We start from the raw sequence: 16,927 nt of genomic DNA, 5'->3' as shown, positions 1-16,927 counted from the left end.
CCAATAATATATAGCCCTCTATTCTATCATGCCTCGGGGGTTGCTTATCCGAGAAAAATTAGCCATAGTCACAACTATGACAGCAAAAATAATATTAAAGATCGATGTGGATACGCTAAGGGGGACGTTAGAGGGGGTGCCCAACCTCCTGAAATGTTTCAACGCACACAAGGTACCTGCCACATTTTTGTTTAGCCTTGGCCCTGATAACACGGGTCGCGCCATTAAAAGAGTGTTCAGGCCTGGCTTTTTAAATAAAGTTTCGCGCACCTCAGTATTCGATCATTACGGCCTCAAAACGCTCCTCTACGGGACCCTTCTGCCTGCCCCTGATATTGGTGTAAGAGCACGTTCCATTATTCAACATACCGCAGCCCAAGGTTTTGATGTGGGTATCCACACTTGGGATCACATTACCTGGCAAGATGGCATTAAAGAAGCAAGTAACGCCCACACGCTGGAGCTCATGAATAAAGCCTTGCAACGTATCGAAGATATTCTCGGTAAACCCTGCACCATTCATGGTGCAGCGGGTTGGCAAATGAATGATTTCGCTTATCAATGGCTAGATACCAAAGGTTTTAAGGCCTCCTCAGACTGCCGCGGCGCTTATCCATTTCTACCCATGATCCATGGTAAGCCACTGAACTGCCCCCAACTCCCCACGACGCTACCCACCCTGGATGAGCTCATTGGACTGAATCAACTGGATGCCTCGAATGTGGCCCAACACATTCTCTCGCACACCGAGACATCTGATAAAGCACTAGAAGTATTTACCCTGCATGCAGAACTTGAGGGAATGAAGTTACTCTCAGTATTGGATCAGTTAATTACCGGCTGGAAAAAACAAAAGTATACATTTGTCACAATGAGTGATTATGCTTCTCAAATTACCGACCCTCTACCTTGGTGTGAAATCAATTGGGCTGAGGTGCCAGGTCGTTCTGGATCTCTCATGTGTCAAAACACTAACAATCATTTGATATCAATTTTAGGAGGATAATACAACATGGAATTAATGAGCCTTGTACCCGATTTCACACTTCCCGCCACCGGGGGATTTAACTTTCAGTTGAGCGCCATGAGGGGAGCCCCATTAGTGTTATATTTTTATCCTAAAGATGACACACCAGGTTGCACCGATGAGGGCTTACAATTTAAAACCCTTTATGAGGAATTCAAACAATTAAAATGTTCTGTCATGGGTATTTCCCGTGACAGTATTGCCTCCCACGAACGCTTTAAAAGTAAATTCGACTATCCCTTTCCTCTGCTCAGTGATGCCGATGAAATTGCCTGCACACTATTTGATGTGATCAAAATGAAAAATATGTATGGCAAACAAGTTAGAGGTATTCAGCGCAGTACCTTTGTCATCGATAGTGAGGGAAAACTCAGACAAGAGTGGCGCGGGGTGAACGTTCCGGGACACGCTCAAGCGGTTTTAGACTGTATTAAGAGCCTATAATTATATATTTACCTATACCTAAGGAAATCCGAGTTCATGGTTAAACAATCCGCTACAGAAAAAAAACTGTTTGTTCTTGATACCAATGTATTGTTACACGATCCCACCTCTCTGTTTCAATTTGAAGAGCATGATGTCTATCTGCCCATGATTATTTTGGAGGAGCTCGATAACAATAAAAAAGGGATGACTGAGGTAGCTCGCAACGCAAGACAAGTGAGTCGTTTCTTAGATGAGATTATTACCAAAGACAAGGGCGATATTACGAGTGGAATTCCTCTGGCAAGAGAGGGCGAAAAAAATGTCACCGGCTCTTTATTTCTTCAAACAGTAACAGGGGGGATGCTCTCATTGCCCTTGAATTCTGAAAAGGGTGACAACCAAATTCTAGCGGTTGCTCTGGAATTAAAACATGCCCAACCTAACCGCTTGATAATTTTGGTTAGTAAAGACATTAATATGCGCATTAAAGCCCGGGCACTGGGCGTGGACGCAGAGGATTACTTTAACGATAAAGTATTAGAAGACAGTGATTTACTCTACACAGGAACTCGTGAGCTGGCCCCTGAATTTTGGGATAGCCATGGAAATGATATCGAGTCCTGGCAAGAACAGGGGAAAACTCTCTACCGTATCAAAGGACCCATGGTGAGCTCTTTTTTACTCAATGAGTTCGTCTATCAAGATGATGCTGAAACTCCCTTTTATGCTTTCGTCAAAGAAAAAAATAACCAGTTCGCCGTCCTCCAAACCCTTCGCGATTACACCTCACAAAAAAATAATATCTGGGGTATCATGGCCGCTAACAGAGAACAAAACTTTGCTCTCAATCTCCTGATGGATCCTGACATTGATTTCGTGACCCTTTTGGGTCAGGCGGGTACGGGTAAAACATTACTGACTCTCGCCGCAGGTCTCATGCAAACCCTTGAGCATCAAACCTACTCAGAGATCATCATGACGCGCGTCACCGTTCCTGTGGGAGAGGATATTGGCTTCTTACCCGGCACAGAAGAGGAGAAAATGATGCCGTGGATGGGCGCCTTAGAGGATAACCTTGATGTGTTAAACAAAAATGATGATGAAGCGGGTGATTGGGGACGCGCTGCCACGCGCGACTTGATCCGTTCGCGCATTAAAATTAAATCCTTAAACTTTATGCGTGGTCGAACATTCTTAAATAAATATTTAATTATTGATGAGGCGCAAAACTTAACCCCCAAACAAATGAAAACCTTAATTACTCGGGCAGGTCCTGGCACCAAGGTGGTGTGTTTGGGTAACATTGCCCAAATTGATACGCCATACTTGACCGAAGGCAGTTCTGGATTAACTTACGTGGTAGACCGCTTTAAGGGTTGGCGTCACAGCGGACACGTGACACTGCAAAGAGGCGAAAGATCACGTCTTGCTGATTACGCCGCAGAAGTGCTTTAACATTCATGAATCGTGGCTTTTATATCATTCTGAGCGCTCAGTTTTTATCGGCCTTAGCAGATAACACTTTGCTCTTTGCGGCTATTGCCTTGCTTAAAATGCTTTCAGCACCACCGGAGTATGTACCGATTCTGCAGCAGTTTTTTGTGGTCTCCTACATCCTCCTGGCGCCCTTTGTAGGGGCTTTCTCCGATGCCCTACCAAAGGGACAGGTGATGTTTATCAGCAATTTGGTCAAGCTCTTGGGTTGCGTCGCCATGCTCTTTGGTGTTAATCCCCTCTACTCATACGCACTAGTGGGTTTAGGGGCAGCCGCTTACTCTCCAGCCAAGTATGGCATTTTAACGGAGTATCTCCCCTCCTCCCTACTGGTAGTGGCTAACAGCTGGATGGAAGGTTTGACTGTACTCGCCATTATTATGGGAGCCGTATTAGGCGGTCTGATTTTAAACGAGCATTTTTGGGCTTATGGTTCATTCAATCATCTCTTAGAATCTCTCATGCTACCCACCATCAATAGCCCACAGTTTTCCATACTCATTGTGTTGGTGCTCTATATTCTGGCTGCTTTATTTAATTTAAAAATCCCTCAGGTAAAACTGGATCATAAACTTAAAAACAATCATCCCTTTTATATTATTTTAGATTTTGCGCGCTCCTTTAAAATGCTTTGGCAGGATCCCTTAGGAAAAGTCTCCCTCGCAGTCACCACTTTGTTTTGGGGCGTGGGCTCAACCTTACGACTCATTGTGTTAGTCTGGGCCGGCCTACAACTTCATTTCTCTTTAGAACAAGCCACGCAAATCACTGCCGTATCTGCCATTGGCATCGCCATAGGCGCCATTGCGGCCGCCAAACTGGTCACCCTCGAAAACTCACTGAAGGTGTTGCCAGTGGGCATTGCTATGGGGTTTGCGATTTTTGGCATGTTGTTCATTCATGACTGGCACAAAGCCATTGCTCTCTTAATCTTAGCTGGCGCCATGGGGGGATTTTTTGTGGTGCCTATGAATGCCTTACTGCAACATCGCGGCCATCAATTAATGGGCGCAGGACACAGTATCGCAGTCCAAAATTTTAATGAAAACATCAGTATTTTATTGATGATGGGTGTCTACGCACTAGTGATTCGTGCAGACCAACCCTTGAATCGTCTCTACCATTTTTTGGGTATCAGGCATTTTAAAGAAGCGATATTGCTACCAAGTGAGGCGGCCTTTTATACCAGCGTGATATTATTAGCGGGCTTTATTAGTGGGGTGATGTATTGGCTATACCGTCGTTACCGCCACGTCAATTATATTGATTAATAACGTTCACATACTCAGTTTTTTGGCATACATGAAATCCCGCCAGGCGCGGGATTTTTCCTGCGGTTGTCTTAATAAAGCACCCATATCCAAGGTAACAATGGTATTAATACCAGCTAGGGTGTAAGTTTTCTGTCTCATTTCAGACAAAGGCACATCCAGGTTAAGTAATAACTTAGCCACGATCCTCCCCATTAACACGATGACTCTGGGCTGTAAGAGTGCCATTTCCTCCATCAGGTATTGACGACAGGCGATAAACTCCTCTTCTCTGGGGGGACGGTTATGCTGTGGACGACACTTAACGAGATAGCAATGATAGGTGTCGGTCAAGGCAGTGAGCTCTACTGCCTGCAGTAAATTCTTGAGCACCTCTCCTGCCGTTCCCTGTAGAGGAAGGTTATGTAAATCCTCCTCAGCACTGGGCGCCTCTGCAATCAATAACCATGTTGCACTCTGACTGCCCTGCCCCACCATGGCCTGTGTTCTGACACCATGAAGAGCGCAAGCGGTACATTGATTCACCCTCTCAAGGAGTGAGGTGGATATATTCGTACTGTGGCTTGGCGCAGGAGAGGGCGGAGTCAAGACCGCCACTTTCTCATGGTTGGTCTCAGGGGTCACAGGAACAACCGTGGGCGGCAACTTTGTTGGAAGCCTCGACTCTTCTTGTGCTAAAGAGGGGGGAGCGTGTTGGCTCTGGAACAAGGCCAGAGTGGACCACAGATTCATTTCGCGTAATAGCGCTTCGTCACGATTCATAGGGTTTTTCTCATCACCACAGCATCCTCTCGACCCCGCTCAAGGGGATAGTATCCTCGGCGTCGACCAATTTCCATGAATCCCACCTTGTCATAAAGATGACGAGCGCCATGGTTACTCTCCCGCACCTCCAAATAGATTTCTTTAAGGTGTTGACTTACCGCCAACTCCAGCACTCCTGAAATAAGTCGTTGGCCCAAGCCACGACGGTGGTGTTGGGGATCTATAGCAAAATTTAATATATGTAACTCATCTATGACTGGCATGAATACAGTATAACCCAGCCCTTGCTGATTCACTGTCAACATGAGGCCCATGGCCCCTGAACCGAGTGAGTCCTTAAAATTTCGCTCAGACCATGGGTGAGAAAAAGCAACCCGCTCGATCGCCATCACCTGCGGTAAATGCTCCTCCACCATGCTCTCAAGACAAAACTCCATTACGGCTGTTGTCTCTCTAGCGTAGTCAAGGCCACCTTATCTCGCACGTAAACAGGAATCGCCTGATCAGCACACAGGGTGCGACCCTGCTGAAACTCATTGAGGGCATAGTTCATTAGCCAGCGCGCGTGGGGTTGAATACCCGATACCATCGGCGGTAATCGTTTATCCTGAACGGCGGTGAGCTGTGCTTGATAGATGTCAGCGCCACTACCCACCAGCACAGAACTATCAACCAATTCCTGAGGCAGACTCTGTGGCTCGTATAAGCCAGCCGGCAATGTCTCTTGCCACAGTAAGCCTTGCCTCTGGTAGCGAGCACCATACACCTGTCCCATTCTGGCATCCAGCAGCACCGTGACACTAGGGTAATCCATCTGTTGTGCTAACATCAATAAAGTCGGTACTGGGATAACTGGAATATCATAGGCCAAAGCTAAACCTTGGGTGACGCCGCAGCCTGCCCTGAGTCCCGTGAAGGAACCAGGGCCTTGAGAGAAAGCAATGACCTCAATATCAGCCATGTTGACTCGCCCCTCACTGAGCAAGTCTTTGATATGCTGCAAGACGGATTCCACATGCTTGAGCGCTCCGCTCCACTCACTACTCACAAGATGACCATCATGGGTTAAGCACACCGACCCTTGCTCCGTAGCCGTATCAATAAGAAGCATGGTGGGGGAATGATTAAGAGTCACGCTGTGATGGATCATGTTACAAATTGATATATAGTAATGTTAAAAAAAAGGTTAGCATAATGGCTATGGATAAAAAGCCCTCTAAAATTATTGTACTCGATGATGACATGCGTCTTCGAGAATTATTAAAACGTTACCTCTCCGAGCAGGGTTTTACCGTGGAGGCTGTGGCCGATGGTAACTCTTTAGAGCGAGCTTTATCAAGAGAAAGATTTGATTTATTGGTGCTAGATCTCATGCTACCAGGGCAAGATGGCCTATCCATTTGCCGTCATTTACGGAGCAGCAATAACTCTATACCTATTATCATGCTCACTGCCATGGGCGAGGATGTGGACAGAATCGTGGGTTTGGAAATGGGGGCTGATGATTATTTATCCAAGCCCTTTAACCCGCGAGAACTGTTAGCTCGTATCCATGCGGTACTGCGTCGTCAACCCAGTAACGGCATTCCAGCGGCGCCCACGGTGTTACCTGAAGGGCAACATATCATTGAGTTCGGCCCCTTTGAATTTAATCTCAATAACCGCACCTTGTTTAAACACGGACTGGATGTGAATCTCACCAGTGGTGAATACGCTCTTTTACGGGTTCTTGTGACCCACCCTCGTGAACCTCTGTCGAGAGAAAAACTCATGGATATGGCAAGGGGCCGTGAACACGAGGTGTTTGATCGCAGTATAGATGTGCAAATTTCCAGGCTACGTCGCCTCATTGAAGTGGATTCTAGTAAACCACGTTTTATTCAAACCGTTTGGGGCTTTGGCTATGTATTTGTCCCCGATAACAATTGATGAAATTAATTCCTCACTCGCTACTTGGTCGAACTGCTTTATTTGTTATTTTCTTAGTCATCTTAACCCAACTTGCCACCACTTTTGTGGTGCAACGCTTTTACACCCAGCCCCTACAAAACCGGTTAATTGATGACCGGGTTAACCAAATAAAAACTTTAATTAACTCCCTGGGCTTGTTAACCGACAGTGAGCGCCCAGATTTTATTCATACCATTTTAACTAATGAACACGGCACCATTGTCTCTGACAGAGTATTGTCTCCACCACCAGAAGCCACCCATGCCCGTGAACAGCGTCTTGTCTATCTTGAAAATCGTTTACAAAAGGAAGTGTCGCCGGAATCACGGATTTATATTTCCGACGCCCATACTATTCCTAAAATCTGGATTTATCTTGTCACCACCAAAGGTAACTACTGGTACATCACCGAACGCCTGCCCTTTGATGCGGACTTTCCCCTGCGCTGGGTGATAGCGTTGTTTTGTTTGGTCCTTTTGTCATTGGTTGGCCTGTATTTTGGCGTGAGTCATTTAATTCAACCAATCAATCAACTGTCTAGCGCTGCTCAATCCATTGCTCAAGGACGACTCACTGACCCCGTGTCCGAGCAGCAAGGACCGGAGGAGATAAAAACTCTCTCTCGTATTTTCAATGAAATGCAAGTGTCCCTGGAGGAGGTGGAGAGTAATCGAGCAGTGATGCTAGCAGGGGTATCCCATGATTTAAGAACCCCTCTCTCGCGACTTCGTCTCGCCATTGAGCTCTCACACTTTGGTGATGATAAAAATACCGAATCGATGATCCAAGACTTAGAGGAAATTGACAGCACATTAAATCAGTTTTTAGATTACGCCCGTATTCAAAATGAACATTGGCTGACACACACCAACCTTAATTATGTGGTAGAAAAGGTGGTGCAATTCCTGCTTGCCCGCGACTATCCTCTTACTTTGGTATTAGCCAAATCCATGCCATCCACGGAAATTAATCCCAAATCGATGGAGCGAGTAGTGATTAATTTAGTGGAAAATGCTAGGCGGTATGGCCGCCCTCCCATCGAAATTCGGACCAGTGCGGATGAGTCTTGGGTACATATCTCCATTATTGATCACGGCGAAGGCTTAACCTCTGAGGAAGCTACCCATTTATTAAAGCCCTTTACTCGTAAAAATCACTCACGCACGGGCATTTCTGGTACCGGTTTGGGTCTTGCTATTGTGGATAAAATAGTCAGATTGCACCATGGGACCCTCACCTTTAAAAAAATTCCTGAACAGTATTTTGAAGTCCGTGTCTCGTTACCCATTTCTGGGGCAAGCTCCCTCTCTTAACACTGACTTAAAAATTCTATTGCCTCCTCGCTACTGCGAGTTCGCTTCATGGCAGGCAAACTCATCCAAATCCGCCGGCCATAGGATTTATCAATTAAGCGAGGGTCACAAATCATCAATACGCCTTTATCCTCCTCATCTCGAATTAAACGCCCTGCCCCTTGTTTTAAGGTAATCACTGCCTTTGGTAACTGATAATCCATAAAGGCGTTACCGCCAGTTCGATTGATAGCCTCAAGACGCGCGGCGGTAACAGGGTCGTCAGGGGGTTGAAAGGGTAGCTTATCAATAATCACTAGAGATAACGCTTCTCCCTTCACATCCACTCCCTCCCAAAAGGAGTGGGTGGCACACAAAATACCGTTCATAGACTGCCGAAATTGATCAAGGAGCTCAATTTTTGTTTGCTCACCCTGCACAAAACAGGGAAACTCAAGACCCTCACGTTGTAACCACTCTCTGATGAGTTCTGCCCCCGTGAGCAGAGCACGGTGGGTGGTAAATAATAAAAAAGCACGACCACGGCTCGCTAACAAAACAGGTTTTGCCGCCTCAATGACTGCTTCAGTGAAGTGACTCTCCTGGGGTTGAGGAAGCTGTTGGGGAACATACAACAGGGCATTTTCTTGGTACTTAAAAGGACTATCCCAACAATGAGTGATCGCCTCCTCAAGTCCCATATCGCGCTGAAAATGTGAAAAATCGCCCTTCATGGCGAGGGTCGCGGAGGTAAATATCCAGGCCTTAGCCTGCCTATTGATCTCCTCCCTAAACAGCTCAGCAATGGATAAGGGTGTGTAATGCAACTGCATCGATTGACTGAAACAATCACACCAACGAATGGCTTCACTGTTGTCTTGTTCCTGATTGAGCCAGAGTGAAAGAAATTCTTCTGCTGTATGCCATTGACTGATGACCACATCAAAGCCCTCAGTGCGCCCGGCAAAGGGCGCCAAGTAGCCGTTTAGTTCGCCCAATAGTGTGAGGAGCTGCTGGCCCACTTGTGTAAAACCCTGAATCGCTCGGGCGCTCTCGTAATTGAGCTTACCCTCCCGCTGACCAAACAACAGACGCAGGTCACGAAGCGCTTTTTCAATGGGCAGTAAATACTGCTCTAGCTCCTGCCTAGCCATTTGTAAAGCCAACCCCTCCACAAGAGTTTGCCTTGCTAACTCTAGCCACTGGGCAGTGGAGACGCTTTGTCCAAAAAAAAGGGTAGCCACATCTGGCAAATGATGGGCTTCATCCAATACCACGGTATCGGCATTGGGGAGCAATTCAGCCACTCCCTCATCGCGCAGCATGATATCAGCAAAAAACAAATGATGATTAACCACCAAAAAGTCCGCTGCCGCCGCTTTTTTTCTGGCATTTAATACATAACATTGACTTTGATGAGGACAATCTTGACCCAAACAATTGTCACGGGTGGAGGTCACCTGTGACCAAATGGGAGCATTTTCCGGGACACCTTGGCATTCACTTTTGTCCCCCGTTTGAGTGATGCCGGCAAACTCTTTAATGGTGTTAAGTTGTCTCACCTGATGACGCTCGCGCAAACGCCCTTCCTTGAGGGTTAAATTGAGATAGTAATGACATAGATAATTAGCCCGCCCTTTCAGTAAGGCCACATGAATGGGCAGCTTCATCACCTCTCGCAAAAAAGGCAGATCGCGATGAAAAAGCTGATCCTGTAGTGTTTTAGTACCGGTGGAAATAATGACTTTGCCAGAGGACAACAGAGCTGGCACAAGATAAGCGTAGGTTTTACCTGTACCCGTGCCCGCCTCGACAATTAATAGGCTCTTATTCGTTATGGCTTGATCAATGGCAGTGGCCATGGCCATTTGTTGTTCACGCACACGAAAGCCCTCTAGCGCTTGAGCAAGAGGGCCCTTCTCATTTAACCAATAGGGAACATCATTCATGCTATTAGTTTAAGCCATAACGGCGGATAACCCAGGTTTTCATTAAATGAGCGAGAATTAAATAACCGAGCAAAATAGGAATAATATAGCCCCAGTAAGCGATGGGTAAAGCAGTGAATCCCAGCGCATGGGCAAAGGGCGAATAGGGTAACCAAACGCCCACTGTACAAATCAAGAGACTGGTGATAAACATCGGTAAGCTCGCACGACTTTGTAAAAAGGGAATGCGACCGGTTCTAATAATATGAATAATTAAGGTTTGTGAGAGTAGGGATTCCACAAACCAGCCAGTTTGAAACAAAGGAGCTCCAGCCACGGTATTGGCTTTGAACACATAATACATAATGGCAAAGGTGACATAATCAAAAATGGAGCTGATGGGGCCCACCATGACCATAAAACGAGTAATATTGGCAATATCCCATCGCCGTGGCTTGGCAATATATTCATCATCCACATTGTCGGTGGGAATCGCTGTTTGTGAAAAATCATATAACAAATTATTGGTTAACACCTGAATAGCCTGCATGGGCAAGAAAGGTAACCAGGCGGAGGCCCCTAACACACTGAACATGTTACCAAAGTTAGAACTCGCCCCCATCTTGATGTATTTCACAATATTACCAAACACGCGACGCCCCTCAATCACGCCCTCCTCCAAAACCATTAAGCTTTTTTCAAGCAGAATAATATCCGCCGACTCCTTGGCGATATCCACAGCGGTATCCACTGAAATGCCCACATCAGCGGCCTTTAAGGCGGGCCCGTCATTAATGCCGTCACCCATAAATCCCACCACGTGATCGCGCATGTGTAAGGCTTTAATCACTCGCGCTTTTTGCGCTGGCGAGAGTTTAGCAAACACGGACACCGTTTCAGCGGCCTCAGCGAGCTCTTCATCTGTCATCTTCTCCAAATCGCTACCCAGCACAATCCGATCCACTTGTAACCCCACCTCACGGCAGACTTTACGGGTCACCACATCGTTATCGCCGGTTAGAATTTTAACGGCTACGCCATGGCGATTCAGGGCGGCGATGGCTTCTCTCGCGCTATCCTTGGGCGGATCCAAAAAGGCAATGTAACCCACCAGAATTAACCCCGCTTCATCTTTTACTGAGTAAGTTTGTGGGGTGGCAGGAGTTTCCTTATAGCCAATGGCGATGACTCGAAAGCCATCCTCGTTGAGCTCGCGAGTGACCTCTAGGAGTTTAGTTAAATCTTCATGACCTAAGGGAATACGCTGACCATTGACCTCCGCTTCGCTACAACAGGAAAATATTTCCTCAACAGCCCCTTTACAAATCAACAGGTGACGACCTTTACCCTCCACCACTACGGACATACGGCGACGTTGAAAGTCAAAGGGAATTTCATCCACCTTACGGTAATTGGCACCGGTTCTTAATTGTTCATTTAGGCTTGCATATTCCAGCACCGCCACATCTAATAAGTTTTTTAAGCCCGATTGGTGAAAACTATTAAGATAAGCATACTCCAGCACATCCTCGTTCTCTTGACCATAAATATCCACATGTTTTTCTAGGATAATTTTGTCCTGGGTGAGGGTCCCCGTTTTATCGGTACATAGCACGTCCATGGCACCAAAATTCTGAATGGAATTAAGGCGCTTCACAATCACTTTCTTGCGTGACATAGCAAGGGCCCCTTTACCCAAGTTAACGGTCACAATCATGGGCAGCATCTCCGGGGTTAGCCCCACCGCCACCGCCACGGAAAAGAGAAAAGCCTCCATCCAGTCGCCCTTAGTAACGCCATTAATAACAAATACCAGGGGTGTCATAATCATGATGAAGCGAATCATCAACCAAGTAAATTGATTGATACCACGATCAAAACTCGTTAACTGACGAACACCACCCACCATTTGCGCGAGGCTACCAAAGTAGGTGTGTGAACCCGTTAGAGCAATCACCGCTGTAGCGGTACCACTCACCACGTTTGTCCCCATAAAACATATATTATTAAATTGCAGGGGATCCTTGCCCGCCACCTGTTCAGTGCTGGCAAATTTCTCCACTGGTAATGCTTCTCCAGTGAGGGAGGATTGGTTCACAAATAAATCTTTGGCGGTCAGTAAACGCACATCCGCAGGAATCATGTCGCCGGCAGAGAGCTGAATAATATCCCCGGGGACCAAGGTATCAAGGGGAACCTCACGGCGCTGTGGGCCGGAAGGCGAGAGATGGATATTAAAGTAACGGTTTACCTCGTCGGGAACACCACTACGCCGATCTTTTCTTAGTACGGTAGCGGTAGTACTCACCATGGCGCGTAAACGCTCAGCGGCATTACTGGAGCGGTATTCTTGGACAAAGGTTAAAACAATACTCACCGCCACCATAATGACGATAATTAGAGAGGCTTCCTTGTCACCGAGATAGAAGGAAATGGCCGCTAGAATAAGCAGTAATATATTTAAAGGATTCTTAAAATAAGATAATAATTGCTTCAGGGGACCCTGGTGTTTTTCATGAATTATGGCATTGGGACCGTATTGCGCTAACCTCTCCTCCACCTCGCGATCCAATAAACCTTCCATGGAGCTATTTAGGCGACGCAAAGCAATATCCCCATCCGAGCTGGCCACCTCAGAGAGCAAACTTTGAACCCGATGGTTTGAGCTGGGAGTGGGGGATTGGCCTGGATTAAAACGTGATAATAATTGGTTAATGTAGTCCATAATTCCTCAATTCTTTACCTTTAGAATTGAGTCATAGAAACATTACAAGATGATGACAGGAGACAATTCTAAAGAAAAAGTGGCAAAGTTAAGTGTATTTCAGTCGCACAATCCAAGATGGATCTACTCCCACAAAAATAAAAAAGTAATTTTCCTCTGCGCGCCAATGCCTGTCAACCTTTATTGAATGATCCCGCTGATCTTGTCTCGGGCTTAAGGCAGGATCGTTGCCTCACCATAACTTCTAATGGACAGCGAGTCTTACGCAAAGAGATTGGGTGGGCATAGCCTATAAACTGGCCTAGGGTGGGATTCACGTACCCTAGGCCGATCCCAATATCACACTCCAACGCAACGGTCACTTAACACACTCGTCACCTCTCCACTCCTGTCAGAGCATCTTGACTTGTACTTTCCCCACTTGCCTGCAGTTAGGTAGAGGATGCCAGATCATACCTGAGTAAACACAAATTTTCCTTGTTTATTCACATCCACCACCACTTCGTCCTTGGGTGCAAAGGAGCCATCTAGGATTTTCACCGCCAAGGGGTTCTCCAATTCATTTTGGATAGCTCTTTTCAGGGGTCTTGCACCGTATACCGGATCAAAACCCACCTCCGCCAACTGATCTAAGGCGGCATCCGTCACACTTAAGGAAAACTCCATTTTCTCTAAGCGCTGACGCAAGGACTGCAACTGAATAGCGGTGATCGAGCGAATTTGTTTTTGTCCCAGGGTATGAAACACCACAATCTCATCCAAGCGATTCACAAACTCAGGTCTGAAATGAGTTTTCACTTCTCCCAAGACAGCAAGTTTTATCACCGCATGATCATCGCCTTCCATTTGTTGAATCATTTGCGAGCCCAGGTTTGAGGTCATGACAATCACCGTATTTTTAAAGTCCACCGTACGCCCTTGCCCATCGGTTAAACGTCCATCATCGAGCACCTGAAGGAGTACATTAAATACATCAGGATGGGCTTTTTCCACCTCATCCAATAGAATTACACAGTAGGGTTTGCGGCGCACCGCTTCGGTTAAATAGCCACCCTCCTCGTAACCCACATACCCTGGAGGAGCACCGATTAAACGGGCCACCGAGTGTTTCTCCATGAACTCTGACATATCAATACGAATTAAATGCTCTTCAGAGTCAAATAAAAATTGAGCCAAGGTTTTACATAATTCCGTTTTACCTACCCCGGTGGGCCCTAAAAACAAGAAAGAACCATAGGGCTTATTGGGATCGCTTAACCCTGATCTGGAGCGACGAATGGCATTGGAGACAATTTCTACTGCCTCCTCCTGACCCACCACTCTCTCGCGCAAATAGGATTCCATTTTAAGGAGTTTCTCTCTCTCCCCTTGCATCATTTTAGAGACCGGAATACCCGTGGCCCGTGATACCACCTCCGCTATTTCCTCTGCACCCACTTGGGTGCGCAGCAGACGATTCGCTGTCACGTCAGGATGCTGACTGGTGAGCTCAAGTTTGGCTTCAAGTTCGGGAATTTTGGCGTATTTGAGTTCGGAAGCCTTTTGTAAATCACCGCTACGCTGCGCTGCTTCCATTTCTGCGCGCACGCGATCGAGTTCCTCTTTCACATGCTGTGTGCCTTGCAGTTGGGCTTTTTCAGTTTTCCAGATTTCCTCTAAATCGGCGTATTCCACTTCCAGCTTCTGAATTTCCTCTTCCAGCAATTGCATGCGTTTTTGTGAGGCTTCATCGGTTTCTTTTCTGACCGCCTCCCGCTCAATCTTTAATTGAATTAAGCGACGAAACAGTTTATCCATGGACTCTGGTTTTGAATCAATTTCCATTTTAATTCTGGCCGCCGCCTCATCGATTAGATCTATGGCTTTATCGGGCAAAAAACGATCAGTAATGTAACGCTGTGATAGCTCCGCCGCAGCCACAATGGCAGGATCGGTTATCTCCACCCCATGGTGAATTTCATATTTCTCCTGCAAGCCACGCAAAATCGCGATCGTGTCTTCCACGGAGGGTTCTCCTACCAACACTTTCTGAAAACGTCGCTCCAGGGCCGCATCTTTTTCAATATATTGACGGTATTCATTTAAGGTGGTGGCACCGATACAATGGAGCTCCCCTCTTGCTAAGGCAGGCTTTAACATATTGCCAGCATCCATAGCACCCTCAGCTTTGCCAGCTCCCACCATGGTATGCAGCTCATCAATAAAGACGATGGTTTGCCCTTCATCATGGGCCAATTCTTTTAACACTGATTTTAAACGCTCCTCAAACTCACCGCGGTATTTAGCCCCCGCTAACAGAGCAGCCATATCTAGGGAGAGAACCCGCTTATTTTTTAATGAATCAGGCACTTCGTCATTAACAATGCGTTGCGCAAGCCCTTCCACAATGGCAGTTTTACCCACTCCAGGCTCGCCAATTAATACCGGATTATTTTTAGTACGGCGCTGTAAAATTTGAATCACTCGACGAATTTCATCGTCCCGACCAATCACCGGATCCAATTTACCCATTTGGGCCCGCTCAGTTAAATCCAGAGTATATTTTTTTAAAGCTTCCCGTTGTGATTCCACCGCCGCATGAGTGACCGACTCGCCACCACGCAGGGCCGTGATGGCACTCTCTAAGCTTGAGCGCTGGCCACCATGGCTTTTCAATAGACGACCGGCCTCCCCTTTATCTTCCAAGAGCGCCAGTAAAAAAAGCTCTGAGGCAATAAATTGATCTTGCCTTTTTTGCGCTTCACGTTCGGTGTTGTTGAGAAGACTATTTAAATCCCGCGACACATTGATCTCGCCAGAGCCACCTTGCACCCTGGGCAGACGACTGATCGCCTCTTCCAGAGAGCGCTTTAGGGCATTTACCTGCACATCCGCTCGAGTGAGCAGGGAGGCGGTACTGCCATCGGTCTGATTAAGCAGTGCAGCGAGTAAATGCAGGGGTTCAATAAAGCCATTATCATGGGCCAAGGCCAAAGACTGGGCATCGGCAAAGGCCTCTTGAAAACGACTAGTCAGTTTATCAAAGCGCATGGTAAATCCTTTTATAATAATGAGTTAAGTTAATAAATAAATGGGGGAGGTTTAGATAAAAACAAGGGGCGTTCAGGGGAATTTATGTTAGCATACGAACTAAATATTTCCTCTAAGATTTAAGGGTTTTACTATGCGCTACCATCCTTTGCTCGGTATCCTTCTGCTCAGTACCACGCTGGTACTGTTATCTGGTTGCGTGAGCATTCCACCGGGCCAAGAGGATCCCAAGGATCCACTACAAAGCTATAATCGCACCATGTATTCCATTAATGACACAGTTGACAGTTACGTCATCAAACCCGTGGCCAAGGGGTATAAGGCAGTCACTCCCAATGTAATGCGCGAGGGGATCAGTAATTTTTTCAGTAACATCGGGGATATCACAGTTTTTATAAATGATTTATTGCAAGGTAAATTGACTCAAGGTGGAGAGGACGCGGGCCGCTTTGTGGTCAATACTACCGCTGGTATTGTAGGATTTTTTGATGTGGCGAAACACATCGGTCTTGAAAAACACAATGAAGACTTTGGTCAAACACTAGCGGTATGGGGTTGGGAGGACAGTCCCTACCTCGTTTTACCTTTGCTGGGCCCCTCCACCATTCGCGATGGCTTGGGCTTGGTAGCAGCCTACCCCTTTAGTTTTTATGCGAATAGTCATGCTAGCACAACCCATCTCACAGAAATTGGGGCCCTCGAAGTGGTTAATACTCGGGCCGGACTCTTAGCCGCCTCGAATGTACTTAACACTGCCGCCTTAGATCCCTATACCTTTGTGCGTGATGCGTATCTTCAACGCCGGCGTAACTTAATTTTTGATGGTCATCCCCCGCACAATAAAGAAGACGATGAGTGATAACACTATTGCCCAATAGTGAGGCTGGGTAAGACCTCACCAGCACTCATTACGGGTGTAAAATTGATACTCAGCCTGACCAAAAAGACAGTGATTCATACCACGCGCGTTGAGCGCTTTGTCTGTCATCAAAATCCACCAACCTTAGACTTCTTCACTA

General features: G+C 46.6%; 13 protein-coding genes. 7 read left to right on the top strand and 6 right to left on the bottom strand.

Features of this window, described 5'->3' with window-relative positions; all coding sequences use genetic code 11:
• Window positions 1-76: 76 nt before the first annotated feature.
• The 4 genes from FERRO_RS07595 to lplT are packed head-to-tail and all read left to right on the top strand — an operon-like array spanning window position 77 to window position 4,218.
• Window positions 77-1,006: a polysaccharide deacetylase family protein gene (locus FERRO_RS07595; protein ID WP_056930642.1), complete on the top strand. Its 930-nt coding sequence runs from the start codon at window positions 77-79 to the stop codon at window positions 1,004-1,006.
• Window positions 1,007-1,012: 6 nt separating this feature from the next.
• Window positions 1,013-1,471 carry a peroxiredoxin gene (locus FERRO_RS07590; protein ID WP_056930266.1) on the top strand — a complete coding sequence of 153 codons (459 nt, stop codon included), beginning with the start codon at window positions 1,013-1,015 and terminating at the stop codon, window positions 1,469-1,471.
• A gap of 36 nt (window positions 1,472-1,507) precedes the next feature.
• A complete protein-coding gene (locus FERRO_RS07585) occupies window positions 1,508-2,908 on the top strand; it encodes a PhoH family protein (protein WP_056930265.1) in 1,401 nt (466 codons plus the stop codon).
• A gap of 5 nt (window positions 2,909-2,913) precedes the next feature.
• Entirely contained in the window at window positions 2,914-4,218 is a 1,305-nt protein-coding gene (lplT, locus tag FERRO_RS07580) for a lysophospholipid transporter LplT (RefSeq protein ID WP_056930264.1), read from the top strand.
• A 6-nt stretch (window positions 4,219-4,224) separates the two neighbouring features.
• Here the strand turns inward: lplT and FERRO_RS07575 are convergent, their stop codons facing one another.
• Genes FERRO_RS07575 through tsaB form a run of 3 tightly spaced genes read right to left on the bottom strand, consistent with a single transcriptional unit; the run spans window position 4,225 to window position 6,133 of the window.
• A complete protein-coding gene (locus FERRO_RS07575; protein WP_056930263.1) occupies window positions 4,225-4,980 on the bottom strand; it encodes a uracil-DNA glycosylase in 756 nt (251 codons plus the stop codon).
• Window positions 4,977-5,420: a ribosomal protein S18-alanine N-acetyltransferase gene (gene rimI / locus FERRO_RS07570; RefSeq protein WP_056930262.1), complete on the bottom strand. Its 444-nt coding sequence runs from the start codon at window positions 5,418-5,420 to the stop codon at window positions 4,977-4,979. Before rimI ends, FERRO_RS07575 begins: the two co-directional genes overlap by 4 nt.
• A complete protein-coding gene (tsaB, locus tag FERRO_RS07565; RefSeq protein WP_082601244.1) occupies window positions 5,420-6,133 on the bottom strand; it encodes a tRNA (adenosine(37)-N6)-threonylcarbamoyltransferase complex dimerization subunit type 1 TsaB in 714 nt (237 codons plus the stop codon). The genes rimI and tsaB overlap by 1 nt, the downstream gene beginning before the upstream one ends.
• A 50-nt stretch (window positions 6,134-6,183) precedes the next feature.
• Here tsaB and ompR point away from each other — a divergent pair, with 50 nt between their 5' ends.
• Window positions 6,184-6,912, top strand: a complete 729-nt coding sequence (gene ompR / locus FERRO_RS07560) for an osmolarity response regulator transcription factor OmpR (RefSeq protein WP_056930641.1) — start codon at window positions 6,184-6,186, stop codon at window positions 6,910-6,912.
• The gene (locus FERRO_RS07555) at window positions 6,912-8,246 is read left to right on the top strand and encodes an ATP-binding protein (protein WP_056930260.1); all 1,335 of its coding nucleotides are present in this window, start codon (window positions 6,912-6,914) and stop codon (window positions 8,244-8,246) included. Before ompR ends, FERRO_RS07555 begins: the two co-directional genes overlap by 1 nt.
• On the opposite strand, the gene FERRO_RS07550 is transcribed toward FERRO_RS07555, so the two are convergent.
• From FERRO_RS07550 to clpB, 3 genes are all read right to left on the bottom strand, one after another.
• On the bottom strand, window positions 8,243-10,174 hold the full coding sequence (locus FERRO_RS07550; RefSeq protein WP_056930259.1) for an ATP-dependent DNA helicase: 1,932 nt from the start codon (window positions 10,172-10,174) through the stop codon (window positions 8,243-8,245). The two genes, FERRO_RS07555 and FERRO_RS07550, sit on opposite strands and share 4 nt — an antisense overlap.
• Window positions 10,175-10,178: 4 nt before the next feature.
• The gene (mgtA, locus tag FERRO_RS07545) at window positions 10,179-12,878 is read right to left on the bottom strand and encodes a magnesium-translocating P-type ATPase (RefSeq protein WP_056930258.1); all 2,700 of its coding nucleotides are present in this window, start codon (window positions 12,876-12,878) and stop codon (window positions 10,179-10,181) included.
• 450 nt (window positions 12,879-13,328) lie between these two features.
• Window positions 13,329-15,908, bottom strand: a complete 2,580-nt coding sequence (gene clpB, locus FERRO_RS07540) for an ATP-dependent chaperone ClpB (protein ID WP_056930257.1) — start codon at window positions 15,906-15,908, stop codon at window positions 13,329-13,331.
• Between the two features lie 133 nt (window positions 15,909-16,041).
• Between clpB and FERRO_RS07535 the strand changes: the two genes are divergently transcribed.
• Entirely contained in the window at window positions 16,042-16,767 is a 726-nt protein-coding gene (locus FERRO_RS07535) for an MlaA family lipoprotein (protein WP_056930256.1), read from the top strand.
• Window positions 16,768-16,927 lie beyond the last annotated feature (160 nt).

Origin of the sequence: Ferrovum sp. JA12, assembly GCF_001431705.1 — a bacterium.
GTDB lineage: Bacteria > Pseudomonadota > Gammaproteobacteria > Burkholderiales > Ferrovaceae > PN-J185.
Note: the sequence above shows the minus strand (reverse complement) of the source record. Positions and strands in the feature narration are given on the sequence as shown.

What these genes read in the sequence shown, in the direction of transcription:
- FERRO_RS07550 (WP_056930259.1), bottom strand. Translation starts at nt 10,174, where the DNA reads ATGAATGATGTTCCCTATTGGTTAAATGAGAAGGGCCCTCTTGCTCAA.
- mgtA (WP_056930258.1), bottom strand. Translation starts at nt 12,878, where the DNA reads ATGGACTACATTAACCAATTATTATCACGTTTTAATCCAGGCCAATCC.
- FERRO_RS07575 (WP_056930263.1), bottom strand. Translation starts at nt 4,980, where the DNA reads ATGAATCGTGACGAAGCGCTATTACGCGAAATGAATCTGTGGTCCACT.
- tsaB (WP_082601244.1), bottom strand. Translation starts at nt 6,133, where the DNA reads ATGATCCATCACAGCGTGACTCTTAATCATTCCCCCACCATGCTTCTT.
- ompR (WP_056930641.1), top strand. Translation starts at nt 6,184, where the DNA reads ATGGATAAAAAGCCCTCTAAAATTATTGTACTCGATGATGACATGCGT.
- lplT (WP_056930264.1), top strand. Translation starts at nt 2,914, where the DNA reads ATGAATCGTGGCTTTTATATCATTCTGAGCGCTCAGTTTTTATCGGCC.
- FERRO_RS07585 (WP_056930265.1), top strand. Translation starts at nt 1,508, where the DNA reads ATGGTTAAACAATCCGCTACAGAAAAAAAACTGTTTGTTCTTGATACC.
- rimI (WP_056930262.1), bottom strand. Translation starts at nt 5,420, where the DNA reads ATGGAGTTTTGTCTTGAGAGCATGGTGGAGGAGCATTTACCGCAGGTG.
- FERRO_RS07555 (WP_056930260.1), top strand. Translation starts at nt 6,912, where the DNA reads ATGAAATTAATTCCTCACTCGCTACTTGGTCGAACTGCTTTATTTGTT.
- clpB (WP_056930257.1), bottom strand. Translation starts at nt 15,908, where the DNA reads ATGCGCTTTGATAAACTGACTAGTCGTTTTCAAGAGGCCTTTGCCGAT.
- FERRO_RS07595 (WP_056930642.1), top strand. Translation starts at nt 77, where the DNA reads ATGACAGCAAAAATAATATTAAAGATCGATGTGGATACGCTAAGGGGG.
- FERRO_RS07590 (WP_056930266.1), top strand. Translation starts at nt 1,013, where the DNA reads ATGGAATTAATGAGCCTTGTACCCGATTTCACACTTCCCGCCACCGGG.
- FERRO_RS07535 (WP_056930256.1), top strand. Translation starts at nt 16,042, where the DNA reads ATGCGCTACCATCCTTTGCTCGGTATCCTTCTGCTCAGTACCACGCTG.